The organism is Longimicrobium sp. (genome assembly GCA_036389135.1).
GTDB lineage: Bacteria > Gemmatimonadota > Gemmatimonadetes > Longimicrobiales > Longimicrobiaceae > Longimicrobium.
On record DASVQP010000001.1, the window covers coordinates 130546 to 155553 of the forward strand.

Below are 25008 nucleotides of genomic sequence, written 5' to 3' on the forward strand. Positions count from 1 at the left end.
GGAAGGCGGAGGGTGAACGCGCTCCCCTCGCCGGGGGCGCTCCTCACCGTGAGCTCCGCGCCCAGTAGCCGCGCCGGGCGTGCTCGTAGCCGTACATGCGCGCCATCGCGTCGTTGCACTCCAGGAGCACCCCGTGCCGGTACGCGTGCTCGATCTGCTCGTCCATCGGCACGTCCAGCGGCACGGGCGGATCGAACTCGAAGCACCAGATCCCCTCCGAGCTCTGCTCGACGAAGGCGCGGTAGCGCTCTTCCGGGGTGGAATCGGTACGCAGCACGACGGTCCGGTAGCGGGTTCCGGGCGATGCGGGCAGCGTGCGGTTCCTGCAAAGCCGGAGCCGCGGAGAAAAGCCTCACACGGAGGACACGGAGGGGACGGCAAGGCCACAGACCACACTTCCTGAACGGAGCGCCTCACCGTCGCCTGCGTACACGCGGAGTCCTGGCGCGGAGTGAAGGAGAGGGGCTCTGCCGCGCCTGCGGATCCATCCAATGTTCGGTAGCCGGTCGTTTGGGAACCCATGCGAGCGGGATGCCCAAGGCCGCTGCTGGAATGGGCCGCGGCCGGCGGAGCCTCTTCGATACGGTGTTGTCGTGCCCGAACATGGGATGGGATGGTGCACACCGCAGAGCCCGTCTCCTTCACTACGCGCCACCGGATTGTGCCGTGAAGCCGCGGGCGGAGGGGGGCGCTCCGTTCAGGAAGTATTTTGTATCTTGGCTCTGTGTCTCTGTGTGAGCCATGCTGTTGCTTTTCTCTCCCGCGTCTCCGCGCCTCCGCGTGAGGCCCGCTGTTCATGTCGGCGTGAGCTCCATCGCCTGGGCCAGCAGCTCGTGGGAGCGGAGGCGGGCGGCGTGGTCGTGGGTCACGGTGACGGCCATCACCTCGTCGACGCCGCAGCGGGCGGCCAGGCGGCGCAGCTCGGCGGCGACGTGGGCGGGGTCGCCGACGATGGCGCGGGCGCCGTCGGTGCCGAGATCGGGGAGGCGCCAGGATTCGCCCAGCTCGCGCAGCGCTTCGTCGGGGGAGGGGATGCCCCGGTCGCGCCCGATGGCGATGCGGCGGCGCCAGAGCTCCAGCGAGGAGGAGAGGCGCCGCGCCGCATCGTCCGTGTCCGCGCAGATGACGCCGACCGCGAGGGATGCGCGCGGATTGGGGAGGTGAGGCCCGGGGAGGAAGCGCTCGCGGTAGGCGCGCAGGGTGGTGGCGCCGTCTTCGCCGCTGATGAACTGGGCAAAGGTGAAGCTGAGCCCCATCTGCGCGGCGTACCCCGCGCTGCCGCCGCCGGAGCCCAGGAGCCAGAGCTGCGGGATCGTATCGCCGCGGGGCATCGCGCGGACGCGGCCCCACGGATGCCGCTTGTCGTACGAGTTCTCCAGCCAGCCGATCAGCTCCGCCACCTGCTGGGGGAAGTGCTCGATGGAGATGCTGCGCCCGTAGCCCAGCGCCATCACCGCGCGCGCGTCGCCCCCCGGCGCCCGCCCGATGCCCAGGTCCATGCGGCCGGGGAAGAGCGCCTCCATCACGCGGAACTGCTCCGCTACCTTGAACGGCGAGTAGTGCGGCAGCAGCACGCCGCCGGAGCCCACCCGCAGCGTCGTCGTGGCGGCGGCGACCATCGGGATCAGCACCTCCGGCGCGGAGCCCGCAAACGAGTTGGTGCTGTGGTGCTCGGCCAGCCAGTAGCGCGAGTAGCCGAGCCGCTCCGCCAGCCGCGCTAGCTCCAGCGTGTTGCGCACCGCGTCCGCCCCCGTGCCGCCGGTGGGCACGGGGGATTGGTCGACGATGCCGATCTTGAGAGGTGTGCCGCCGCTCACGCGAAGCGGCGCGCGTCGATGACGGTGCCGTTGACCTCGTCGTGGACGCTGCTGAGGTACGCCCTCGCCACCACCGCCGCGGGGAGGCCGCCCGACGGGTCCTGCCCCATCTGCACCAGCGTCTCGCTCACCCACGGCGGGCTCACGGTGTTGACGCGGATGCCGCGCGGAGCCTCCAGCGCGGCGGCGCGCGCGAACGCCTCTACCCCCGCGTTCACCAGGCTGATGGCCGCGCTACCGGGGATCGGCACCTGGCTCAGGACGCCGCTGGTGAGGGTGATGGAGCCGCCGTCGCGGACGTGCTCCATCCCCAGACGCACCAGGTTGACCTGCCCCATCAGCTTGTTCGCCAGGCTGAAGGCGAAGTCGTCGTCGCTCAGCTCCGCCAGCGGGTTGAAGCGCGCGCTCCCCGCGCACGACACCACCGCGTCCACCTGGCCGATGCCCGCAAAGAGCTCGCGGATCGACTCGGGGCGCGAGATGTCGGCCCGCACGTCGCCGCTGCTGCTTCCCACGCGGATGACCTCGTGCCCGCCCAGCGCATCCGCCACCGCGCTCCCGATGGTCCCCGTCGCGCCGATCACCATCACTCTCATCTTCCCACCTCGTTCCGGAATGGACTTCGACCGTGTGCAGCACGATGCCGCCGCGTTGTCGCGGGGGCAAGGCCGGCTCCCACCCCGCCGTCCTGAAGCGCCGTGCCGCCATCGCCGACAACTCCGAAATGAATGGGGAGCCGGCCAAATCGCAAGCACCGGCACGCGCGCCCTGTGCACACTTAAAGTCGGTAATTGCGAGATAGCAATTTCTCACATACATTGAGCGCACGAGAGTCTGATCGACCGCTCGCACGGGACCCGACCGGCGATATCCGTCCGATGGGCGACGTCACACACGAGCAGGTCCTGGGCATCCATTGGACGATCGGGACCCGCCATCCGGGCGGGTCCGGCTGCTACTCCGCTCGTTGGAGGACGTAATGTTTCTCAAGCGGTATCTGTCCCCGCTCTTCGTCTGTGCGTTGCTGGCGGGCTGCACGGATTCGCCCGGGATCACCGCTCCGGAGCGCCGCTCATCGGTCGCGACGAGCTACGACGTGGCGATGACGGGCCCCACGTACGCGTACGATGAGTCGTACACGGTGACCGCGGAGGGGACCCCCGCCGGCAGCTACCACTACACGTGGACGTACTCGGACTGCTACGTCAGCGAGCCGGGATGCAACAACGGCTTCGTGGAGATCCAGAGCGGGTGGGACGTCACCTCGACGTCCAACTACATGCCCGCATGGGGGGTCAACCAGAAGTACCGCGTCGACCTGCGGGCGAGCGAAAGCGGGCCCATCCTCGCCTCCGGCTGGGTGATCGTGCACGGTGCGGCGGAGGCGAACCCGAACCCGACCTGCACCGGGATCGTCTGCTAGCGTAGCGGAGGACGGAGAACACGGCGGAGGCCGGGAGATCACCTGATCTCCCGGCCTCCGCCGCGTCGCGCCCGTTCGTGTGCCTAGCGACCGCTCGGCGCGGGCGGATCCGTAGGCTGGCGCGCTGGCGGCGTGCCTCCCCCCGGCCCAGAGCGCCTCCGGCGAAGGCGGCGCACCGCCCATACGAGCACGGCCACGATCAGCCCCAGCGGCACCAGGAAGCCCAGCGACGCGATCAGGCCCGCCGTGAAGCCGATGAAGTTGCGCCACGCGTCGCGGAACGCCTCGCGAATGGGGCGGGCGCGGGGATGGTCGCCGATCAGGGCGCGGGGCTCGTGCACCGTCACGTTCAGCGTGCTCACCGCCGCGCGCGAGCGGAGGAAGCGGAGGCGCCCCTCCTGCGTGTCGATCTCCTGGCGGACGCGGGCCAGCTCGCGCTCCACCGCCAGCACGTCTTCCAGCTTGCCGGTGCGCGTGGCGAGGAGGCCCAGCAGCCGCTCCTCCAGCCGCCGCGCGTTGGCCGTGCGGGCGGAGAGGTCCACGTACTCCTCGCCCACGTCTTCCGCGTGCACCTGCACGCTCTCCACCTTGCCGAGCGGGCGCAGTCCGTTGACCGCCTGGTCGAAGCGCGCGGCGGGGATCTTGACCTCCAGCGTGGCGGACCTCGTCGCCTGCTCGCCACCGCTGACGGAGGTGTTCCCCACGTAGCCGCCGAGCCGCTGCGCCAGCTCCTGCACCCGCGCCACCGCCAGCTCCACCGAGTCCACCTCCACAGACGCGTTCCCCGTGCGGATCAGCATGCTCGGGGCGACGCTGGCGGAATCAGCCAGGGCGGGGGGGCGCGGGGGCGAGATCGCCAACGCCGCCGGCTGTCCCACGTTGTCACCGCCGCTCTCCTGCCGGTCTCGGGGTGCGGAGGTCGCCACGCCCTCGTTTCGCATCGGGGGCGAAGCCGCGCGGTCCACCTGCCATGTGTCGGTGGCGGATGTGGCCTCTCCGCTCGTCTCGCCCGAGCAGGCGGCGAAGGCCAGAAGTGCAAGGATGATGACGGGCTTCATGGAGTCTCGTAGGGCGAGAGAAGGGGAGCGCGGTCCGGAGTACGCGTGAGGCAGCGGCCGTGCCGTTGTGTGCTCGATCGCAACTGATTGTGAGGCAGCGGTTTGGATGATGCGCGCCACCGCACCTCGTTGTTCGGCGGTCGTCCGCTGGGCACCGGGCGGCGTTCAGTGAACGCGGTCCGTACGCCGGTTCTGACGGCGCGGGGTGGTTTGACGCGGGGGGCGCCGGCGTCTAGGATAGGGAAAACACTCCCCCGAACCGACTTCCCGAGATGCGCCGCACCGCGCTCGCCCTCCTCCCCCTCGCCGCCGCGTGCGCCGCGCCGCGGCCGGCGGTCGTGCCCACCCCCACGCCCGTGCTCGCGCCGGTGGCGGTGCTGACGCCGGCCCCGCCGGGCCAGGTGGGGATGCTGGCCACGCTCCCTGCGCGGCTCGACTCCATCGCCAACGAGGCCATCGCCAACGGGGCGGCGCCGGCCATCGCGGTGGCGGTGGGGCGGCACGGGCGGCTGGTGCACATGGCGTCGTACGGCCGCATCGACCGGCCGGAGGGCTCGCCCGCGGTGGACGACAGCACGCTCTTCGACCTGGCGTCGCTCACCAAGGTGGTCGCGACCACCACCGTCGCCATGCGGCTGGAGCAGGACTCGCTGCTGGACCTGGACCGCACGGTAGCCTCGTACCTCCCGGAGTTCAACGATTCCGCCAAGGCGGGGATCACGGTGAGGATGCTGGTGGCGCACAACGGCGGCCTGGAGGCCGGGGCGCCGCTGCACCGCCAGTTCCGCGGGCGCGAGGCGTTCCTCCAGCAGATCAGCCAGCGCCCGCTGCGCTTCACCCCCGGCACGCGCACCACCTACAGCGACTGGGACATGGTGCTGGCGGGCTTCATCATCGAGCGCCTGACCGGCAAGACGCTGGACGTGATCGCGGACGAGCAGCTCTTTCGCCCGCTGGGGATGCGCGAGACCCGCTGGAACCCCGGCGCCGCGCTCCGCCCGCGCACGGCGGCGACCGAGGTGGCGGCCGACCGCGGCGGGCTCATCTGGGGCGAGGTGCACGACGCCAACGCCTGGGCCATCGGTGGGGTGGCGGGGCACGCGGGGCTCTTCAGCAGCGTGCGCGACATGGCCGTCTTCGCCCAGATGCTGCTGAACGGCGGCGAGTACAACGGCGTGCGCATCCTTCGCCCGCAGACGGTGGCGCGCTGGACGGCGCCGCAGGGGCGCGGCGCGAGCCGCGCGCTGGGGTGGGACACGCCCTCCGAACGGTCCAGCGCGGGACGCTACTTCGGGCCGCGCTCCTTCGGCCACACGGGGTACACGGGCACCTCGCTCTGGATCGATCCGGAGCGCGGGCTCTTCGTCATCATCCTCACCAACCGCGTGAACCCGACCGCCGAGAACCAGAAGCACGTCCCCCTGCGCCGCGCCATCGCGGACGTGGTGCAGGAGGCGATCACCGACGCGCCGCTGGTGGATTGGGAGGCCAGGCGGCAGTAGGGGAATGGGGAATGGGAACAGCAGGGGACAGGCGGGGGCCGCGGTATTATCCCCAACCCTCTGTCATCCTGAGCGACGCGCCTCTCCATCCTTTCCTGTGCTCCAATCTTTGGCGCGGAGCGAAGGATCTACTGCGCTTGGCGAGGGGTCCGTAGCGACGTGCCGTCCTCTTGCCTCGCCGGCTAGATCCTTCGGGGCGCCGCAGGAGTGCGGCGTGCACCGCGGCGCTGGGAGCAGGCGGCTTCCTCAGGATGACAAGATGGGGACAGGTGTACCGAGAGGCACTTGGCACTTAGCACTTAGCACTTAGCACTTAGCACTGTTTTACATCGTTTGTCCTTGCGCTGGACCCCGCCCGGTGCTAGAAAAGGGGCTTGCGTGGCGCGCGGAGGGCGCCCACACCAAACCAGCAAACCCCGAACGAGGTGGCATGGCGCAGACCCGTGAGCGCGTCCCCGTCGTCATCGTAGAGTACGACCAGATCGCCAACACCATCGCGCGGCGCATCGCGGAGATCGTCCGCGAGCGCAACGCCCAGGGGCGACCCGCGGTACTGGGGCTCGCCACCGGGAGCACGCCCATCGGCATCTACCGCGAGCTGATCCGGCTGCACAGGGAGGAAGGGCTCGACTTCTCCAACGTCGTCTCCTTCAACCTGGACGAGTACTACCCCATGGAGCCGGAGAGCATCCACAGCTACCACCGGTACATGCGGGAGAACCTCTTCGACCACATCAACATCCCGCAGGGGAACGCCCACCTCCCGCCCGGCAACATCGAGCGCGTGCGGGTGGAGGAGGCGTGCGAGGAGTACGAGGACGCCATCCGCGCGGCGGGCGGCATCGACTTCCAGATCCTGGGGATCGGCAAGACGGGGCACATCGGCTTCAACGAGCCGGGGTCGGGGGTAAACAGCCGCACCCGGCTGATCGCGCTGGACACCGTCACCCGGCGCGACGCCGCGGCCGACTTCTTTGGCGAGGACAACGTCCCCACCGAGGCGGTGACGATGGGCGTGGCCTCCATTCTGGACGCGCGCGAGATCGCGCTGGTGGCCACCGGCGAGCACAAGGCCGCCATCGTGCGGCGCTCGGTGGAGGGGGAGCCGGACCCGGACGTGGCCGCCACGTATCTGCAGGACCATCCCAACGCCACCTTTTACCTGGACCCCGCCGCCGCCGCCGAGCTCACGCGCATCAAGACGCCGTGGGTGGTGGGCGAGGTGACGTGGACGCGCAAGCTGGAGATAGAGGCGGTGATCTGGCTCAGCCAGACCACGGGGAAGAGCATCCTGAAGCTGGACCCGGAGGACTACCGCGAGAACCACCTGAGCGCGCTGCTGGCGCGCTACGGATCGGCCGGGCCGCTGAACGGCGAGGTGTTCAACGCGCTGATCTCCAAGATCCGCGGGCGCAGCAAGCTGCCGCAGGGGAAGCGCATCATCGTCTTCAGCCCGCACCCGGACGACGACGTCATCTCGATGGGCGGCATCCTCAACAAGCTGCACCAGAACGAAAACGACATCGTCGTGGCGTACCAGACGTCGGGCAACATCGCCGTCTTCGACCACGAGGTGCGCCGCTACCTGGACTTCCTGCAGCGCTTCGGCAGCGACTTCGCCAACGGCGGGGAGCTGCTCGACCTCACGCGGCGCATGGAGTCGTTCCTCGACTCCAAGCACCCGGGGCAGGTGGACATCCCCGAGGTGCAGACGATCAAGCAGCGCATTCGCGAGGCCGAGGCCGTCTCCGGCATCGAGACGTTCGGGATGACGCGCGACCAGGCGTGCTTCCTCAAGCTCCCGTTCTACCAGACGGGGAAGGTGCGCAAGGACCCCATCGGCCCGGAGGACGTGGCCATCGTCCTGCGCCTGCTGGAGGAGCAGCGGCCGGAGCTGATCTACGTGGCCGGCGACCTTTCCGATCCGCACGGCACCCACCGCATGTGCCTGGAGGCGGTGGAGCGCGCCCTGCAGCAGTACAGCGGCGAGCAGCCCGAGGTGTGGTACTACCGCGGCGCATGGCAGGAGTGGAGCGTGAGCGACGCGGACATCCTGGTGCCGCTCAGCGAAGAGGAGCTGCGCACCAAGATCCTGGCCATCTACAAGCACCAGAGCCAGAAGGACAAGGCGCCGTTCCCCGGCCAGGACGAGCGCGAGTTCTGGCAGCGGGTGGAGGAGCGCAACACCGGTACGGCGCGCATCGTGGACCAGCTCGGCCTTCCGGAATACTTCGCGATGGAGGCGTACGTGGTGCGCAAGAACGGCCAGCCGGTGGAGCAGGAGACGATCTCCACCAGCGGGCTGGCCCGTCCGCCTCGCCACCGCCGCGCGACGGACGTACCCGGTGCGCGCGGGGTCGAGCTGGCCGGCGCCGCGGGCTGAACGGTGGAGACCTTTGCGGGGGTGGACGGCGGCGGCACCCGCACCACGCTGGTGCTGGCCGACGGTTCCGGGCGCGAGATCCTGAGGCGGGTGGGGGGCGCGGGGCTGGTGGACCCGCGCGACCCACTCGCCAGCGCCGCGCTGGTGGCCGACCTGGTGCGCGGCGCCATGGCGGAGGCGGGGCTCTCGCAGGCCCCCGCCGCCCTCTGCGCCGGACTGGCCGGCGTGGGGAACGAGACGGAGCGCCTCGCCGTGGAGAACGCCCTCGCCGCCGAAGGGGTGGCGGGGCGCGTGAGGATCGTGACGGACGGGGAGATCGCGCTGGAGGGCGCCCTCGGCGGCGGGGCGGGCGTGCTGATCATCGCCGGCACCGGCTCCGTGGCCTTCGGGCGCGCGGAGGACGGGCGGGTGGAGCGGTGCGGCGGGTGGGGGATGTTCGTGGGCGACGAGGGGAGCGGGTACTCGATCGGCCGCTCCGGCATCATCGCCGCCCTGCGCGCGGCGGACGGGCGCGGGCCCGCCACCACCCTCCTCGCCGAGCTGATGGCGGAGATGGGGGTGGACACCGCCAGCGGGATTCCGCCGTGGGTGGGGCGCGCGGCCAAGGGCGACATCGCCGCGCTCTCCCGCCACGTCGCCGCCGCCGCCGACGCGGGCGACGGCGTGGCGCTGGACGTGCTGCGCCGCGAGGCGGGGGAGCTGGCGCTGCACCCGCGCGCCCTGGCCGAGGTGCTGGGCCCCTGGACGGCACCCGTGTCGGTCGTCTTCCACGGCGGCGTCCTCTCCTCGCCCCTGTACGCGCGCCTGGTGACGGAGGCGCTCGCGGGCGGCCCGCAGGAGCTCCGCGTGCGCCCGCCCGTCGCCGATGCGGTCGCCGGGGCGCTGGCGCTGGCGATGGGCCCTCACCCGGCGGCCTGACAGCCGCCACCCTCTCCCACAAACCGCCGTGGGAGAGGGGGCAACACCGGCGCGGACGGCAGGCGCCGGTGCGGGGGCTGGCACGGGCGGCCACGTGGGGCCGCCCCTACCGGATCCGTGCGCAAACGAGCGGATGCCCGCGCCCGCCCCTCCCCAGGTTGTTTTGGGGGTGGGGCAGCGAGGAACGAGCGGGGTGGGGGCCCGCGCGACGCCCGCTCCCGATCCCCAACCATCCCACCACATCTCATGCGCAACTCGATCCGTCTCGCCGCCGCGCTCGCCCTGCTCACCGCCTGCGCGAACCCGCCGCGCACAGGGCCCGCGCCGGATGCGCCGTACGACCTGCTGATCCGCGGGGGGCGCATCGTCGACGGCACCGGGAGCCCCTGGTACCGCGGCGACGTGGCGGTGCGCGGGGATCGGATCGTGGCCGTGGGGCTCCTGCCGGGAGCACGCGCGCGCGACACCATCGACGCCACGGGGCTCGTCGTGGCGCCGGGGTTCATCGACATGCTGGGGCACTCGGAGTACCCCCTGCTGCGCGACCCGCGCGCCATCTCCAAGATCACGCAGGGCGTGACCACCGAGATCACCGGCGAAGTCACCAGCGTGGTGCCCGTCAACGAGAACACGCTGCGCGAACTGCCCTCCGAGACCCGGCCCCGCGTCACCTGGACCGACCTCGACGGCTACTTCGCGGCGCTGGAGCGCGCCGGGCCCGCCATCAACCTGGGCACATTCGTCACCGTGGGCTCGGTGCGGCGCTACGTGATTGGCGACACGGACCGCCCCGCGACGCCCGCCGAGGTGGAGCAGATGAGGGGGCTCGTGGCCGGCGCGATGCAGCAGGGAGCGATGGGGCTCTCCAGCGGCCTCATCTACGCCCCGGCATCGTACGCCAGCACCGAGGAGGTGACCGAGCTGGCGCGGGTGGCGGCGCGCTACGGCGGCGGGTACGCGTCGCACATCCGCTCCGAGGGCGACCGGCTGGTGGACGCGATCAACGAGGCGATCGCCATCGGCGAAGGAGCGGGGACGTGGGTGCAGATCCACCACCTCAAGGCGTCCGGCCGTGCCAACTGGGGGAAGATGCGCCCCGCCGTCGCCGCCATCGAAGCCGCCCGCTCCCGCGGCGTGGACGTGACGGCGGACCAGTACCCGTACATCGCTTCGGGGACCGGGCTGGACGCCACCATCCCCAACTGGGCGCACGCGGGCGGCACCGACTCGCTCCTCGCCCGCCTGCGCGACCCCGTCACCCGCGCCCGCCTGCGCACCGAGCTCACCAGCGGCGGCACGGACTGGCGGATCGGCACCTCGGCCGGCGGCCCCAGCGGCGTGATGATCGCCTCCGTGGGCGCGGACTCGCTGCGCCGCTACCAGGGGATGCGCCTCAACCAGGTGGCGGAGGCGCGCGGCCAGGAAGTGGTCGACGCCCTCTTCGACGTCCTGCTGGCGGACCGGGCCCGCACGGCCGCCATCTACTTCTCCATGTCCGAGGAGGACCTGGAGTGGGCGATGAAGCAGCCGTGGGTGAGCGTGGGGATGGACGCCGGCGCCCGCGCCGCGGATTCCACGGTGACCAGCCGCCCGCACCCGCGCGCGTACGGCACCTTTCCGCGCATCCTCTGCCGCTACGTGCGCGAACGCCAGGTGATCACGCTGGAAGACGCCGTGCGCAAGTTCACCGCGCTCCCCGCATCGCGCGTCGGGCTGGCGGACCGCGGCGTGGTGAAGGCCGGGATGTACGCCGACCTCACCCTCTTCGACCCCGCCACCGTCTGCGACCGCGCCACATTCGAGAACCCCGTCCAGACCTCGATCGGCATCCGCCACGTCCTCGTCAACGGCACCCCCGTGGTGCGCAACGGCGCGGTGACCGGGGCGCGGTCCGGCCGCGGGCTTCGGCGCGGCGCGGGCAGGTGACCGATCCCTCGTAGGGGCGCGATTCATCGCGCCCGCCCTTTCCATTCCTCGAAAGATGCCTTTCCCGCGGGTGCCGGCGTAGGGGCAGCCCCATGTGGCTGCCCGTGCTATCCCCTGCGCCGCAGCCCGCCAACAGCGCCCAACCGACGGGTCGCTACGAGGGTGCGGGCTCTCACCCGCACCCCGCGCTCGCTGTCCCATTCGCTCCTGATCTACACCCGCCCACCCAATCATGCGCCCCACCACGACGTGGCGGATCATTGCCCTGCCGCTCTCCCTTCTTGTTTTGTGCGCCCCAACTGCCGCAGCCCAGGTTCGGGGCTCCGTTGTCGACAGCCTGGGGAACGCCGTCCCCGCTGCCAGCGTGGAACTGTGGAGCGGCTTGCGGCGCGTTCGGGAGACGCGAACCGACGCGCAAGGTGCCTTTCAACTCGAGACCGACCGCGCCTCGCCTCCAACCGGGCTGTTCGTGCGGCGGATCGGGTTCGAGGACAGCTCGCTCGCGATTCGCAGCGATACGAGTGTCGTGATCGCGCTTCGCGCGACGGCCTTGCGACTGTCGGGGATCGTTGTGACGGCCGGGAAGCGCGTCTGTCCGAATCGCGAGGATCCAGCGGCGCGGGCTCTTTGGGAGTCGATGCGGGCGCGGTACTCGGCGCTCTCGGGAACAGGTTACTTTCACTCCCTCGGCACCCGAGTCCGCACGACTGTGCCGTTTGAACAGATCGAAGAGGTTGGGGAGGTGGAACCGCAAGAACGCACCTGGCAGTACTCAGGCACACCAACCTGGAGCGTGTGGCGAGACATCATCGGCCGGGACGGATATGCGATGCGGATCAACGGAGGAATGGGGGAGGCGTATGCTTTCTGGTTCTATGCACCCCTCCAGCTGGCGACCGCACAGCACTTTGTGGAGTCGCAGTTCGCTGAGCTGCATACGATCAGCATCGTGAGTACCGGCCGCGGCGAGACGGTTCTCGGCTTCTGCTCGCACCCGGGCAACGGGCGCACTCGAACGCGGCTCGAAGGGATTCTGACGCTGTCCGCCGCGCGTGAGCTGATTCGTGCCAGGTGGCGGTATCTCACACCGACCTTGAACGAGGACGCGGGTTCGGAAGTAGAGTTCCTGCCCCCTGGTACCGTCTCTGGCGCGCTGCTCCTTCCGTGATCGTACCGCTACTGGCGGCGAACGAACCGGGGGCGCTTCTTCGTGCAGCAGCAGACTTTTTCCGAGTGGCGCATTTTACCGGATCGAACGCCTCCCGTGATGCCTGCGCGACGCGATGACTGACGACACGGCCGGGTGGTTGCATAGGCGCGGGCCCACCCCCGCACCCGTGCACCGATGCCGCGCTCGCTCCTGATCTACAATCCCGCCGCCGGCCAGCGCTGGCGGCACCCCTCGCCCGCCTCCGTGCTCCGCGAGCTGGAGCGCCGCGGCTGGACGGCGGAGCTCCTCGTCACCGAGGGACAGGACCACGCCACGCACCTCGTGCGCGAGCATCTGTCGCCGGAAGTGGAGGCGGTGTGGGTCTGCGGCGGCGACGGGACGCTGGGGCAGGCCGCCACGGCGCTGGTGGGGAGCGGGGTCCCGCTCGGCATCCTCCCCACCGGCACGGTGAACGTCATCGCGGCGGATTGCGGCATCCCGAACGGCCCTGGCCCGGCCCTGGACGCGCTCACCCGCCGTCCGGGGCGGCGCGCGTTTCGGACGTGGCGGGTGGGCGAGCGGGCGGCGCTGCTCGGGCTGGGAGTGGGCTTCGAGGCGCGGGTGATGGAGCGCGTGTCGCTGGGGATGAAGCGGACGCTCGGCTTCCCCGCCATCGGCGCGCGGGGGGTGCTGGAGTGGGCGCGCTACGAATTCCCCGCGTTGCGCGTGTCCGGCGAAGACGGCGACGGGCACCCGTTCGATCTCCCCGCAACGCAGGCGCTCGCCACGATCACGCGCCGCTTTGGCGGCACCCACACCGTCGCCCCCGCCGCGGATCCCGAGGACGGGTGCATCGATCTCGTCCTCTTCAGCGGCCGCTCGCGGGCGAGGATGGCGGGTTTCTGGCTCGGCGTCCAGCTTCCCGGCACCGCCCACCTGCGCATCCCCGGCGTCCGCACCCTGCGCGCCCGCCGCCTCCGCGTCACCGCCGCCGACGGCTCCGCCGTCATCGCGCACCTCAACGGCGACCCCGTCGAGCACACCCCCTTCGCCGCCGACCCGTGGGGCCCCGTCCAGATCCTGGTCCCGCCTCGATAAACCGCCCCCGCTGTCGATAAGAGGTTGGTGCGGAAGGCAGGGGTTGCGATGGGGCAGGCGGTGGGCGGCGGTCGCGGTGGGGGCGAGGGCGGGCGCGATGGATCGCGCCCATACGATGGCATCCGCGTAGTGCCCGCCCCCTCTCCAGATAACAGCGAGGGCGCAGCCCTCTCCCGTTATCGGGAGAGGGGGCAGCGAGGAACGAGCGGGGGTGAGGGCCCCCCCGATTCCAGCGGCCGAATCAGGACGACAGCGCCGCCCCGGCATGTTAGACTGTCCGCATGACGCTGACCCACGACGAGATGATGGCGCGCTTCTACGGGCGCGACCGCACGGCCAACGGGCGCTTCCTCACCGGCGTGCTGACGACGGGGATCTACTGCCTACCCTCGTGCACGGCGCGCAAGCCGCGGCCGGAGAACGTCCGCTTCTTCGGCAGCGAGGACGAGGCGCGCACCGCCGGCCTGCGCCCCTGCCGCCGCTGCCGCCCGGACCACTTCTACCAGGAATACGATCCGGACCTCCACCTCCTCGCCACGCTGGTATCCGAGGTCCGGCGCGGACCCGCCGCATTCGGCGATGCCGCCGCGCTCGTCTCCGCCTCCGGGATCGGCGCGACGAAGCTGAATGCGCTCTTCCGCCGCCATCATCACACCACGCCCGCCGCCTTCCTGGCCCGCGAGCGCGTCCGCGCCGCCTGCCGCGTGCTCTCCGAGGGCGAAGGAACGACGGGGGCGGCGTACGCGGCGGGGTTCGAGAGCCTCTCCGCCTTCCACGAGAACTTCCGCCGCCACACCGCCCTCACCCCCGGCGAGTACCGCCGCCTGGGAAGCTCGGACGGGTTCACGCTCACCCTCCCCGACGACTTCCAGGGTGGCTACGCGCTGCGCGTGATCGGGCGCGACGCGGAAAGCGCGGTGGAGCGGGTGGAGGGCGGCACCGCGTACAAGGCCGTGCGCCTCGCCGGCCGCCCCGCGGTGCTGGTGATGGAGGTCGCGGACGGCCGCGTCCGCTGCCGCGTGGAAGCCGCGCACGAGCCCGATTCCGAGACGATGCGCCAGGCCCACGCCATCTCGCTGCGGCTCCTGGGTCTCACGATGGACCCCGCGCCATTCGAGCGCCGGCTGACGGAGAACCCGGCGCTCCTTCCGCTGATCGAGGGGCGCCGCGGCCTGCGCATTCCGCAGACGGCCGATGCGTTCGAGGGAATCGTGTGGGCGATTGCCGGGCAGCAGGTCAACCTCCCCTTCGCCTACGCGCTGCGCCGCGACCTGGCGCGGCTGTGTGGCGAGCCGGCCGGCCGCGGGCTCCGCGCGCACCCCACGGCCGAGGCGGTGGCGGCGCTCGGCTACGACGACCTCACCGCGCTCCGCTTTTCGCGCCGCAAGGCCGAGTACCTGGTGGACACCGCGCGCCTGGTCGTAACCGGAGAGCTGCCGCTGGACAGCTTCGCGGACGTCCCCGCCACGGAGGTGGAGCGTCGGCTGGGGGCGGTGCGCGGCTTCGGGCCGTGGAGCGTGCACTACTTCATGATGCGCGCGTGCGGCTTCGCGGACTGCGTCCCGGTGGGCGACACGGGGCTCTCCACCGGCCTGATGAACTTCTTCGGGATGGACCATCGGCCGGGCGCGGACGAGGTGCGGTCGCTGATGGAGCCCTTTGCCCCCTTTCGCAGCCTGGCGACCTTTCACCTCTGGATGAGCCTGGGAGACCCCGCATGAGCCTCTTCGCGACGTGCATCGACACCCCCATCGGCGCCCTGGTCGCGCTGGTGGACGAAGACGGCGCCCTCGCGCGCCTCCTCTTCCCCCACCAGCCCGTGCCCGACGGCGTGGCGCGGGACGACGCCCGCTGCGCCCCCACGGCCGCGCAGCTCGCCGAGTACTTCCGGGGGGAGCGCCGCAGCTTCGACCTGGCGCTCGCCCCGCGCGGCACCGACTTCCAGCGCGCCGTGTGGGACGAGCTGCGGCGCATCCCGTACGGCGCCACCGTCAGCTACCGCGCGCTGGCCGAGCGCATCGGCCGGCCGAAGGCATCGCGCGCCGTGGGCCGGGCCAACGCCACCAACCCGCTCCCCATCGTCGTCCCCTGCCACCGTGTCATCGGGGCGGACGGCACGCCCACCGGGTACGCGGGCGGGATTGATGCCAAGATGCAGCTGTTAGCGCTGGAGACGCGCTAACAATCGCTCTCCGCGGAACATGGCAACCCTCTGTCTTTCTACAGCACAGGGTTCGGGAATATGGTTTGTTTCACACCAGAGCGACGGAGATGCCCTGTTTCCATGCCTTTGTCTCGTTTGGATACGCGAAACACACCAGAGGCTCCCCATGAGCCAATCTTGTGTGAAGCTCAGTAGAGTCCAGGGCTGGACTGGAACTTGTCATCAGAGCGCCCAAGCCCGTACGTCATTGGATTTAGCGGCCGACATGCTCGACGCAGCACCTTTCCAGACAATTGACTTGGCCGAGACTGTCGGCTACTGTCCAATCGCAGTCTAGCAGGGACCCCTGGTGAAGCTCGCCACGAGCCCACGATGGCAAAATACGAGTACTCACTCTGGCGGTACCCAACCACGCACCCCACCCCGGAGGACATCATGAGGAACGCAAAGCTCGGGACCTGCCTCGCCGCCGCCGCGATCACCCTCGCTGGCTCCACCTACCTCGCCAAGCCGGTGGCCGCCACGGAGCTGGCGCGCCCGTGCAACGCGGAGGAGCTCGCCTACGCGAACGGCTACGTGGACGGTTATTGCGCCGCGAGCGGCATGGGTGACGGCACCGTCACCTCCTGCGAGTCGGACGGGAACGGAAATCTGAGCGGCACCGCTACCTGCTCTGCCGCCTAACGGCAGGTATTCGCCGTCCAGTGGTTTCCGGGTTTCCACAGGTGTGGCCGCGGGTTTCTCCGCGGCCACACCGCCGCTTCTCTACTTCTCAGAGGAATTACATGCGCAGATCCGCATTTGCTCCCGCCCTTGGCCTTGCGGCGCTGCTCCTGTGCAGCGGGTGTGCAGCCGCGCAGAACCCGGCTGGAGCCGCGCCCGCGCCTACCGGCCTCGGGGGACCTGCCGTGGCCGAGCGTGGCTACACCGGCTTCTCGATCCGCTTCGCGATGACGATGACTCCGGGCCGGGCGACCTCGGATTACCCGGTGATCGACGCGGTCCATCCCGGCTCGCCGGCGCAGAAGGTCGGACTTGCATCAGGCGACGTGATCCTCGAGGTAGACGGGCGTGATGCTCGGGAAGAAGGCGCGCTCCGCATGCGTCCGGGGGGGCGGTACTCACTGCGCATCCGCCGCGGCGACGCGGAGCGGGAAGTGGCGCTAGTGGCGGTTACCCGTCCCGCCACAAACGGCGCACGTCCGTGAAAACGGAACGCCTCCTGAATGTGGCGGTCGCCATCCTCACGGGGTGCGCGCTCGTTGTGACGGCGCTCGTGGTGCGCCGGGAGCTTTCGGCCCCGCGCGCGGCGTCTTCCGCACCCATGCAGATCCCATCGTGGCGCAGCTTCGCACAGAGCGGACACCGGATGGGACCCGCAAAGGCCCCGGTGATGATCGTCGTCTTTTCCGACTTCCAGTGTCCGTACTGCGCGGTGCTTATGGAGCGGCTCCAGAAGCTGAGGAGCGCGCGACCCGCCGAGGTGGCGGTGGTCTACCGGCACTTTCCGGTCGCGGGCCACCCGCACGCGGTCGCGGCCGCGCGGGCGAGCGAATGCGCGGGCGAGCAGGGACGATTTGAGCCGTTCCACGACGCGCTGTTCGCGGCCCCGCCCGATTCTATCGGCATCGTTCCCTGGGAACGCTACGCGGAGGCCGCGGGAGTAGGCAGCCTGCCGAAGTTCAGGGAATGCGCCGGCGCGACCGGCCCAGTGGCCGCGCTGGCGCGCGACACCCTGGCAGCCCGTAAGCTCTACGTCAACGCCACTCCCACGATGCTCATCAACGGACTGCGCGTGGTGGGCGCCCCCTCCATGGACTCGCTGGAGGCGTATGTCGGACGCGCGATGCGGTCGAGCGCGGTAGCCGGGTCATGAACCGCCCGATGCTTTGAGAGTCTTCCCCATCCGCGCGGCGCCCCTGCGGCTCGCCGGCGCCATGCTGGGCGTGCTCGCCGTGCTGGCCACGCCCGCGATGGCGCAGGAGCGTGCTGCCGCCGACACCGTGGCCGGGCGCGTGATCGCGGCCGGCAACGCTCCGATTGCAGGCGCCACCGTGCGTCTCACGCAGGAGGCGGGCGCGCGCGAGCAGGCGGTGCTGACCGACAGAGGGGGATGGTACCGGTTCGTGGTGCCGGGCGGGTCCGGATCCTACGTGGTGAGCGCGACCGCCTTCGGCTACCTGCCGTTCAGCGTGGCGGTGGAGCGCGGCCCCGGCGCCACGCGCATTGACCGCGACCTCCGCCTCAGTCCCCGTGCGCTGGTGCTGGACACGCTGCGATCGCGCGTGCCGAGGCCCGGCCGGGAGACGCCGACGGCCGCGGAACGTGCGGCGCGCTGGAGCTCCCTGAGCAGTGAGGGCTTCCCGGTGGACCCCGGGAGCTTCGCAGACGTCGCGGCCCTCGAGCCGGGCGTGGTGCGCGTCGGCGGGGAGGGGTCAGAGCTCTCCATCGCCGGCCAGTCGCCGGAGCAGAATGGGGCCACGGTGGACGGGGCGACCTACGGCGGCGGCAGCCTCCCTTCCGAAGGGGTCCGCAGCGTAGGCGTGTTCACCAGCAGCTACGACGTGGCGCGAGGGCAGTTCTCGGGTGGGCAGATCGCGGCGACCACCATTAGCGGAACCAACCTGTGGGGCGGCTCGCTCAGCAGCTACGTGGATGACCCGGCGCTGCGATACGGGGTCGCGCCAGAGGGGCTCGCGGGCCGGACCGGTCGACAGGTGCGCCTGAACGGCGGGGGTGGCGGGGCCCTGGTACGGGACCGCCTCTTCGTGTACGGAGCACTGGACCTGTCGCATGGCAGTGCCACGAGCACCGGGCTCGAGCTGCTGGATTCCACGGCGCTGCGCCGGCTGGGCGTTGCGCCCGACTCGGTGCGGCGTCTGGTCGAGATCGCCCAGCGCGTGGGAGCGGCGGCGGAGGAGGGACCCCAGCGGTCGGGCTCGCGTGCCTTCGCGTCGGCGCTCGCACGGGTAGACTACACGTTGTCCGAGCACCAGTCGCTGACGGCACGCCTGGACTGGCGCGGGTTCGACGGGTCCGGGTTCGGCTCCTCACCCCTCCGCCTCGGCGGCGAGGGAGCGGACCAGCGGGTGCGGGATGGTGGGCTCCTCCTGCAGCACACCGCCGGGCGGGGACGATGGGCCAACGAGCTGCGGGCCTACGCTTCGGCCGGGCATTCCGGCGCGGGGGCGGATGCTCGCACGCCCTCCGGTACGGTACGCGTGCTCTCGACCCTCCCGGACGGTATGACAGGGGCCTCGGTGCTCGGGTTCGGCGGAGCGCCGTTCGCCAGGCGGGAGGAGCACTCCCTGCGGGAGGTGGCCAACGAGCTGAAGATAGAGGCGGCGGGCGGACACCTCGTGAAGGCCGGGCTGCTCATCCAGGAAGAGCGCGCGACGGGGGGGGCGGCGTCGGCCCCGGCCGGCAGCTTCGCCTTCAACAGCCTCGGCGACCTTGAGAACGGGCGTCCTTCCGCCTTCACTCGCATCCTCGCGCGGGAGCCTGCGGAGGCGATGCGCCGCTACGGCGCGCTCTACGTGGGTGACAGCTGGAAGCCGTCTGAGCGGCTGGGCCTGGTGTACGGGCTGCGGCTGGAGGGAACCCGGTACCGCCAGCGCCCTGCCCTGGCCCCGGCCGTGGATTCGCTCGTCGGCGGAGGGCGTGGCCAACCGCCGGCGGAGCTGATGCTCACGCCGCGCCTGGGGCTTCGCTATGACGTGCCCGGCCGGGGTGCCTGGACCATCGCGGGCGGAGCGGGCGGCTTCGGCGGGGTGCCCCCGCTGGCGCCGCTAGCGGCGCTCTGGAGCCACACGGGAGCGGGAGAGGCGAACCTCGTCTGCATCGGCGCCGCCGCTCCCACCCCGGAGTGGGAACGCTACGGGGCGGACTCCAGCGCGATCCCCTCCGCATGCGCCAACGGGGGCTCCATCTTCGCCAGCACCGCGCCCCGGACAACCCTGTTCAACCCGGAGTTCGGCGCGCCCCGCACCTGGCGGCTGTCGCTGGGCGCGAGCGGAAAGGTCAGCCGCCGGGTAGGGGTGGGAGTGGACGCGCTCCTGGTGCGCGGTACGCACCTGCCCAGCGCCACAGACCGCAACCTGAACGGCACGTCCGCCTTCGTACTCCAGCAGGAGGGAGGGCGCCCGGTCTACGTGGCACCTGAGGAGATCGATCTGGCGACGGGCGGGATCGCGCCGGGCGGATCACGCGCCATACCGCCTCTCGGCCCGGTTCTGGAGCTCGGCTCCCGCGGTGAGTCGCGGACCGGGCAGCTTACGGGAACGGTGAGCGCGCTGCTGCCGCGCGGTCAGCTGAGCCTTGCTTACACCATGACGCACTCCCGGACGCTCGCGGGTGGCATACCGGCGCCCGGCGCCGCTCCCGCGAGCACGGCCGGCGATCCCACGCACATGGAGTGGACCAACGCGTCTTTCGCGCCCCGGCACCTTGTCCAGGGCATTCTCAGCACCCGGCTGACGCGGCGCCTGCGCCTCAGCGCGGTCGGCCGGCTCGCCTCCGGGCTCCCGTTCACGCCGCTGGTGAGCGGAGACGTGAACGGCGACGGGTATGGCAACGACCGGGCCTTCGTCTTCGACCCAGCGTTCACCACCGATCTGGAGGTCGCCGCCGCGATCGAGCGGCTGGTGGACGACGCACCCGCCGGTGTGCGGCGGTGCCTGCGCGACCAGGCGGGGCGCGTCGCGGAGGCCGGCTCATGCCACACGCCCTGGTCGCCAACGCTCGACCTGCGCGCCGAGCTCCTGGCGCGGGGGAACGTGAACACGCGGCGAGCGACGCTCACGCTGACCGCGACCAACGTGACGGCCGGGCTGGATTACCTGCTGCACGGCCCCGACCGGCTCCACGGTTGGGGGCAGTACTCGTTCCCAGACGCCACCCTCCTCGAGGTGCGCGGATTCAACCGGGAGCGCCGGGCGTTCGACTACGGCGTGAATCCGAATTTTGGCAGGCCGCTGGGTGGCGGCACGCTGCGCCTCCCGTTCCGCGTCGCGCTGCAGGCTCGGATCACCCTCGGCGCGGACCCGCGCTACCAGCCGCTCATGCAGGCCATCGAGCTGGGCTCCGGGCGCGCGCGCGAGTCCATTCGCGCGGACCTCGCGCGGCGCGTCCGCAACGTCCCCGCGATCCTCCTCAACCTGAGCGCCGGCGACACCGCCGCACTGGCGCTCACCCCCATGCAGCGCGCCCGGCTGCGCGCGCTGGCCGATTCCATCGCGCCCGCCATCGCCTTCGCGGTGGACTCGCTCACCGACGTATATACGGAGAAGGGTCCGTTCACGGCGTTGCGCAGCGCGCGACTCCAGGAAGCAACCGCGCGGGCGGGTAGGCTCGCCGCAAGCGTCATCGAGCGCACGCGCGAGCAGCTCACTCCCGAGCAATGGGACCGGGTCCCCGCCTGGCTTGCGCGCCCGCCGAGCACGGAGGAGCTGAACAGCCCGCCGAGGATCGAGATGTCCATACCCATGGGAGGACCATAGAAACGGAGGCACAGAGGAGCTTCCTCTCTGTGCCTCCATCCGCTGTGCGAGCCCTGCAGTTTTTCAGTCGATGCGGCTCAGGAACTCGGTCTTCACGGTGCGGGTGCCGTGGCCGAAGAAGTCGACCTCGGCGCGATCCTGAGTGATGGCCAGCACGAGGCCCTCGCCGAATGTGCCGTGCGTCACTTCGTCGCCGGGGGCGAGGCCGGCGGGCGGAGGCGCGGCGGGCGAGGCGATGGCGGGCGCCGGGCCGGACTCCCGCTCGGCGGAGTCGGTGCGGGGGTGGAGGTCGTTGTCGCAGTGGCCGCAGACGAAGTCCTCGCCCGGTTTCTCGCCGAAGTACTCCAGGATCATGCGGGTGCGGCAGCGCGCGGTGCGGCAGTAGCGCACCATCTCGTCCAGCTTCTCGCGGTCGCGGGCGCGGCGCTGCTCGTAGTCCACCAGCTCGCGGCTCAGGTCGGCGGCGGTCACGTCGTCCGCCATGCGCTCCCACACGCCGCCCCGGTGCTCGCGCACCATCCCGTGGCGCTTGAGGAGTGTTAGGACGATGCGCGCCTTGCGCCGCGCCACGTTCGCCATCTCGGCCAGCTCGTCCAGCGGCCTCTTTTCTTCTTTGGGCGCGGAGTTGATGATGCGCGCCACGGCGACCGCTTCCTCCAGGTCCGGATACTTGCCGCCCAGGAAGTAGCCCTGCACGGCGCTGTCTTCCACGCGGTAGAAGATGGTGCAGCGCGACGGCAGCCCGTCACGCCCGGCGCGCCCCGCCTCCTGGTAGTACGACTCGATGGAGCCCGGGAAGTGGTAGTGGATCACGAAGCGGATGTCCGGCTTGTCGATCCCCAGCCCGAAGGCGTTGGTGGCGATCACGGCGCGCACCGCACCGGCCATGAACCGGTCCTGCGCCTCGTGCCGCTCCGCCGACGCGAGCTTGCCGTGGTACAGCGCCAGCTCATGACGTTTCCCGAACTCCTCGTACAGCCGCTCCGCCTCCTTGATGGTCGCCACGTACACGATCCCCGTGCCACTAGCCGTGCGCAGGTAGCGCTCCAGGGCGGCATCCTTTTCGGAGTCGTTGACGGTGGGGACCACTTCCAGCGTGAGGTTGGAGCGCACCAGGTCGGCGATGTGCTCCACCGGCGTGCGCATCCGCATCTGGCGGGTGATGTCGTCGCGCACCTCGGGCGACGCGGTGGCGGTGAGCGCAAGGATCGGCGGGCGGCCCAGCCGCTCGGCCACGGCGCCCAGCATCATGTAGTCGGGCCTGAAGTCGTGCCCCCACTGCGACACGCAGTGCGCCTCGTCCACCACGAAGAGCGACACCTCGCGGTCCAGCAGCACCTCGAAGAAGGCGCGGTCGCGGAAGCGCTCGGGGGTGATGTAGAGGATCTTGCCGCCTCCGCCCTCCACGGCCTCCTCCGCCTGGCGCTGCTGGCGGGCCGTCTGCGACGAGTTGATGGTCCAGGCGTCTACGCCCAGTTCGTCCAGCTTGTCCGTCTGGTCCTTCATCAGCGCGATCAGCGGGCTCACCACCACGGTCAGGCCGGGCAGCAGGAGCGCCGGAAGCTGGTACAGGAGCGACTTTCCCGCGCCGGTGGGCATCACCACCAGCGTGTCGCGCCCTTCCAGAACGCCGCGGATCACTTCCTCCTGACCCGGGCGGAACTCGTTGAGCCCAAAGTTCTTGCGAAGCGTGGCGAGGAGCTCGTCACGCGCGATGCCGGTAGTGGCGGTGGTCAAGCAGTGCTCTGGGGGTGTGGGGTGCCGGGAGCGCGGTTTCCGGCGCTCAGGCAAGGCAAGCATCGGACCACGCGCGGCCTGAAAACGGCGGTGAAGCCCATGTGAGTTGATCGATGAACGTAACTGTAGATGCGCCATGTACTTGCCCGTGCGGACGAATTGTACTCCAACGAGGACAGGGGCGCTGGTGGAGGTTTGGGCATCCGGCACGTGGAACTCACCGGAAACAGCTGTATTCGCAAGGGTTTGGGCGGATTTCAAGGATCGCGGGGCGTCCGCGGGGGCAATGCGAGCGGCGGGCCCGGTGCTTGCAAAGAGGATGGGCACAACTGGCCCATGGGGCGACAGTTTCCGGAGAACCACAGCCAGAGGCGACGAATGACTACGTTTTCACGCAAGCTGACCGTGCTTGCCTGCGTCAGCACCCTGGGGATGACGGGTGTGACCGGGTGCGCTTCGCTGAACAGGACGGAGCAGGGCGCCGTGATCGGCGCCGGTACGGGTGGCGCCATCGGAGCGGTGATCGGCAAGCAGACCGGGAGCACGGCGCGTGGCGCCATCCTGGGCGCGGTGCTGGGCGGCGCGGCCGGCGCGGTGATCGGGCGCCAGATGGACCGCCAGAGCCAGGAGCTGGAGCAGAGCCTTCCCGACGCCGAGGTGCAGCGCGTAGGCGAGGGGATCGCGGTGACCTTTGCGTCGGGGATCCTCTTCCCCACCAACAGCACGCAGATCCTTGCGGCCGGGCAGAACAATCTGGCGCAGCTCGCGAGCAGCCTGCAGCGCTACCCGGAGACCACGGTGCTGATCGTGGGGCACACGGACGCCCGCGGGACGGACCAGTACAACATGCAGCTGTCGCAGAACCGCTCGCAGTCGGCGGCCAACTTCCTGATCTCCCGCGGGATCGCCGCCTCGCGCATCCGCACCGAGGGCCGGGGTGAGTCGGAGCCGGTCGCCTCCAACGAGACCGACGCCGGGATGCAGCAGAACCGCCGCGTCGAGGTCGCCATCTTCGCGAGCGAGCAGTACCGCCAGCAGATCCTCCGCGAGTACGGCACGCGCCCGCAGTAAGCACGGTCCCGCACGACGGAGCAGCATCGCCCCCGGCACACGCGTGCCGGGGGCGATTGCATTTGGGGAATGGGGAATGGGGAATGGGGAATGGGGCAGGTCCGGGGCGGCGTGGTGCGTCGTGGGGGAAGGCACGGGCAGCCACGTGGGGCGGCCCCTACGCGGGATCGGTGTGCCGCACGGGGCGGCGGAGCGGCGCCGGGCACGGGCGCGATGAATCGCGCCCCTACCGGATCTGGGCGCGCCTGACGGAGTTCTCCCCCTCGCCCGCCCTGCGCCCCCGCAGGCGGGGGAGGGGGCCGGGGGGAGGGGACGTTTGCCCTCACCCCATCGCCGCCATCAGCTCCAGCAGGAGGCGCGCGGCGAGCTTCGCGGTGCGGCCGTCCTGGTCGTACGGCGGGGAGGTCTCCATGATGTCGGCGGCGGCGAGGCGCGGGTCGGCGGCGAGGGCGCGGACCAGCGCGATCATCTCGCGCGCGGAGAGGCCGCCGATGCCGGGGGCGCTCACGCCCGGGGCCGCGGAGGCGTCCGCGGCGTCCATGTCGATGCTCAGGTAGAGCGCGTCGGCGTCCGCGGTGATGCGGTCCAGGGCGGTGCGGGCGGCGCGCTCCGGGGACTGCGCGGCCACCTCGTCGACGCTCGCCAGGTGGATGCCGCTGGACGCCGCCCACTCCAGGTAGAAGCGCGAGTTGGCGAAGCGGCGCAGCCCCAGCATCGCCACGCGCGCGCCCTTCAGCACCGGCGTCTCCAGCGCGCGGCGAAAGGGGGTGCCGCTGGAGAGCGAGGCCTGGTCGTCGTACTCGCGCACGTCCAGGTGGGCGTCCACCGTGGCGAGGGCGAGCTTCGTGTGCGGGCGCGCGGCGGCGAGGCCGCGGATCAGCGAGCCCGTGATCCCGTGGTCGCCGCCCAGGAAGATGGGGCGCGCGCCAGCCTCGAACACGCGCCGCGCGGCGTCCTCGATGCGGGCATGCGCGGCCGCGCCGTTCATCGAGGGAAGCGACAGGTCGCCCAGGTCCAGCGCGGGAGGCACCTCGCGCTCGCCATCCCAGGTGCCGAACGAGGAGAGCGCGTCGCGGATGGCGCGCGGGCCGAAGCGGGCGCCCGGGCGCGATGGGATGCCGCCATCGTACGGAATCCCCAGGAGCACCACGCGGCCGCCGATGGAATCCGCGTCGCCGCGCGGATGGAGGAGCGCTGGCGCGCGGGGGTCGCGCGGGTCGGGCTCGGCGCGGAGGCCCTGGAGCGGATCGGTCATGGCGGCGC

Annotated in this window: 20 protein-coding genes; 14 read left to right on the forward strand and 6 right to left on the reverse strand. The window is 71.2% G+C overall.

What is annotated here, in order from left to right; genetic code table 11:
* Positions 1-43: 43 nt before the first annotated feature.
* The 3 genes from VF584_00500 to VF584_00510 all read right to left on the reverse strand — a co-directional run bounded on the left by VF584_00500 (position 44) and on the right by VF584_00510 (position 2413).
* Entirely contained in the window at positions 44-277 is a 234-nt protein-coding gene (locus VF584_00500; protein HEX8208632.1) for a PAS domain-containing protein, read from the reverse strand.
* A gap of 517 nt (positions 278-794) precedes the next feature.
* Complete coding sequence (locus tag VF584_00505; protein ID HEX8208633.1) at positions 795-1817, reverse strand: LLM class flavin-dependent oxidoreductase; 1023 nt, start codon at positions 1815-1817, stop codon at positions 795-797.
* Positions 1814-2413: a short chain dehydrogenase gene (locus VF584_00510; protein HEX8208634.1), complete on the reverse strand. Its 600-nt coding sequence runs from the start codon at positions 2411-2413 to the stop codon at positions 1814-1816. The genes VF584_00505 and VF584_00510 overlap by 4 nt, the downstream gene beginning before the upstream one ends.
* A 383-nt stretch (positions 2414-2796) precedes the next feature.
* On the opposite strand from VF584_00510, the gene VF584_00515 reads away from it, so the two are divergent.
* Positions 2797-3240, forward strand: coding sequence for a hypothetical protein (locus VF584_00515; GenBank protein ID HEX8208635.1), 444 nt, complete (start codon positions 2797-2799; stop codon positions 3238-3240).
* A gap of 83 nt (positions 3241-3323) precedes the next feature.
* Here VF584_00515 and VF584_00520 read toward each other — a convergent pair whose 3' ends face one another.
* Positions 3324-4298 carry a DUF4349 domain-containing protein gene (locus VF584_00520; GenBank protein HEX8208636.1) on the reverse strand — a complete coding sequence of 325 codons (975 nt, stop codon included), beginning with the start codon at positions 4296-4298 and terminating at the stop codon, positions 3324-3326.
* Between the two features lie 272 nt (positions 4299-4570).
* Between VF584_00520 and VF584_00525 the strand changes: the two genes are divergently transcribed.
* From VF584_00525 to VF584_00580, 12 genes are all read left to right on the forward strand, one after another.
* Complete coding sequence (locus VF584_00525) at positions 4571-5800, forward strand: serine hydrolase (protein ID HEX8208637.1); 1230 nt, start codon at positions 4571-4573, stop codon at positions 5798-5800.
* A gap of 430 nt (positions 5801-6230) precedes the next feature.
* The gene (nagB, locus tag VF584_00530) at positions 6231-8183 is read left to right on the forward strand and encodes a glucosamine-6-phosphate deaminase (GenBank protein ID HEX8208638.1); all 1953 of its coding nucleotides are present in this window, start codon (positions 6231-6233) and stop codon (positions 8181-8183) included.
* A gap of 3 nt (positions 8184-8186) precedes the next feature.
* Positions 8187-9101: a BadF/BadG/BcrA/BcrD ATPase family protein gene (locus VF584_00535; protein HEX8208639.1), complete on the forward strand. Its 915-nt coding sequence runs from the start codon at positions 8187-8189 to the stop codon at positions 9099-9101.
* A gap of 246 nt (positions 9102-9347) precedes the next feature.
* On the forward strand, positions 9348-11027 hold the full coding sequence (locus VF584_00540; GenBank protein HEX8208640.1) for a D-aminoacylase: 1680 nt from the start codon (positions 9348-9350) through the stop codon (positions 11025-11027).
* Positions 11028-11259: 232 nt separating this feature from the next.
* Positions 11260-12195, forward strand: coding sequence for a carboxypeptidase-like regulatory domain-containing protein (locus VF584_00545; protein HEX8208641.1), 936 nt, complete (start codon positions 11260-11262; stop codon positions 12193-12195).
* Between the two features lie 177 nt (positions 12196-12372).
* Positions 12373-13275 (forward strand): diacylglycerol kinase family protein, encoded by a 903-nt coding sequence (locus tag VF584_00550; protein ID HEX8208642.1) that lies wholly within the window; start codon positions 12373-12375, stop codon positions 13273-13275.
* Between the two features lie 281 nt (positions 13276-13556).
* Entirely contained in the window at positions 13557-14996 is a 1440-nt protein-coding gene (locus tag VF584_00555; protein HEX8208643.1) for an Ada metal-binding domain-containing protein, read from the forward strand.
* Complete coding sequence (locus tag VF584_00560; GenBank protein HEX8208644.1) at positions 14993-15457, forward strand: methylated-DNA--[protein]-cysteine S-methyltransferase; 465 nt, start codon at positions 14993-14995, stop codon at positions 15455-15457. The genes VF584_00555 and VF584_00560 overlap by 4 nt, the downstream gene beginning before the upstream one ends.
* Before the next feature lie 417 nt (positions 15458-15874).
* On the forward strand, positions 15875-16123 hold the full coding sequence (locus VF584_00565; GenBank protein ID HEX8208645.1) for a hypothetical protein: 249 nt from the start codon (positions 15875-15877) through the stop codon (positions 16121-16123).
* Between the two features lie 224 nt (positions 16124-16347).
* The gene (locus tag VF584_00570; GenBank protein ID HEX8208646.1) at positions 16348-16647 is read left to right on the forward strand and encodes a PDZ domain-containing protein; all 300 of its coding nucleotides are present in this window, start codon (positions 16348-16350) and stop codon (positions 16645-16647) included.
* On the forward strand, positions 16644-17315 hold the full coding sequence (locus tag VF584_00575; protein ID HEX8208647.1) for a DsbA family protein: 672 nt from the start codon (positions 16644-16646) through the stop codon (positions 17313-17315). The genes VF584_00570 and VF584_00575 overlap by 4 nt, the downstream gene beginning before the upstream one ends.
* A gap of 13 nt (positions 17316-17328) precedes the next feature.
* Positions 17329-20937 (forward strand): carboxypeptidase regulatory-like domain-containing protein, encoded by a 3609-nt coding sequence (locus VF584_00580; GenBank protein ID HEX8208648.1) that lies wholly within the window; start codon positions 17329-17331, stop codon positions 20935-20937.
* A 63-nt stretch (positions 20938-21000) separates the two neighbouring features.
* Here VF584_00580 and VF584_00585 read toward each other — a convergent pair whose 3' ends face one another.
* Positions 21001-22674 (reverse strand): ATP-dependent DNA helicase RecQ, encoded by a 1674-nt coding sequence (locus VF584_00585; protein HEX8208649.1) that lies wholly within the window; start codon positions 22672-22674, stop codon positions 21001-21003.
* Positions 22675-23052: 378 nt separating this feature from the next.
* Between VF584_00585 and VF584_00590 the strand changes: the two genes are divergently transcribed.
* Positions 23053-23745, forward strand: coding sequence for an OmpA family protein (locus VF584_00590; protein ID HEX8208650.1), 693 nt, complete (start codon positions 23053-23055; stop codon positions 23743-23745).
* Between the two features lie 322 nt (positions 23746-24067).
* On the opposite strand, the gene VF584_00595 is transcribed toward VF584_00590, so the two are convergent.
* A complete protein-coding gene (locus tag VF584_00595; GenBank protein HEX8208651.1) occupies positions 24068-25000 on the reverse strand; it encodes an agmatinase family protein in 933 nt (310 codons plus the stop codon).
* Between the last annotated feature and the right edge of the window lie 8 nt (positions 25001-25008).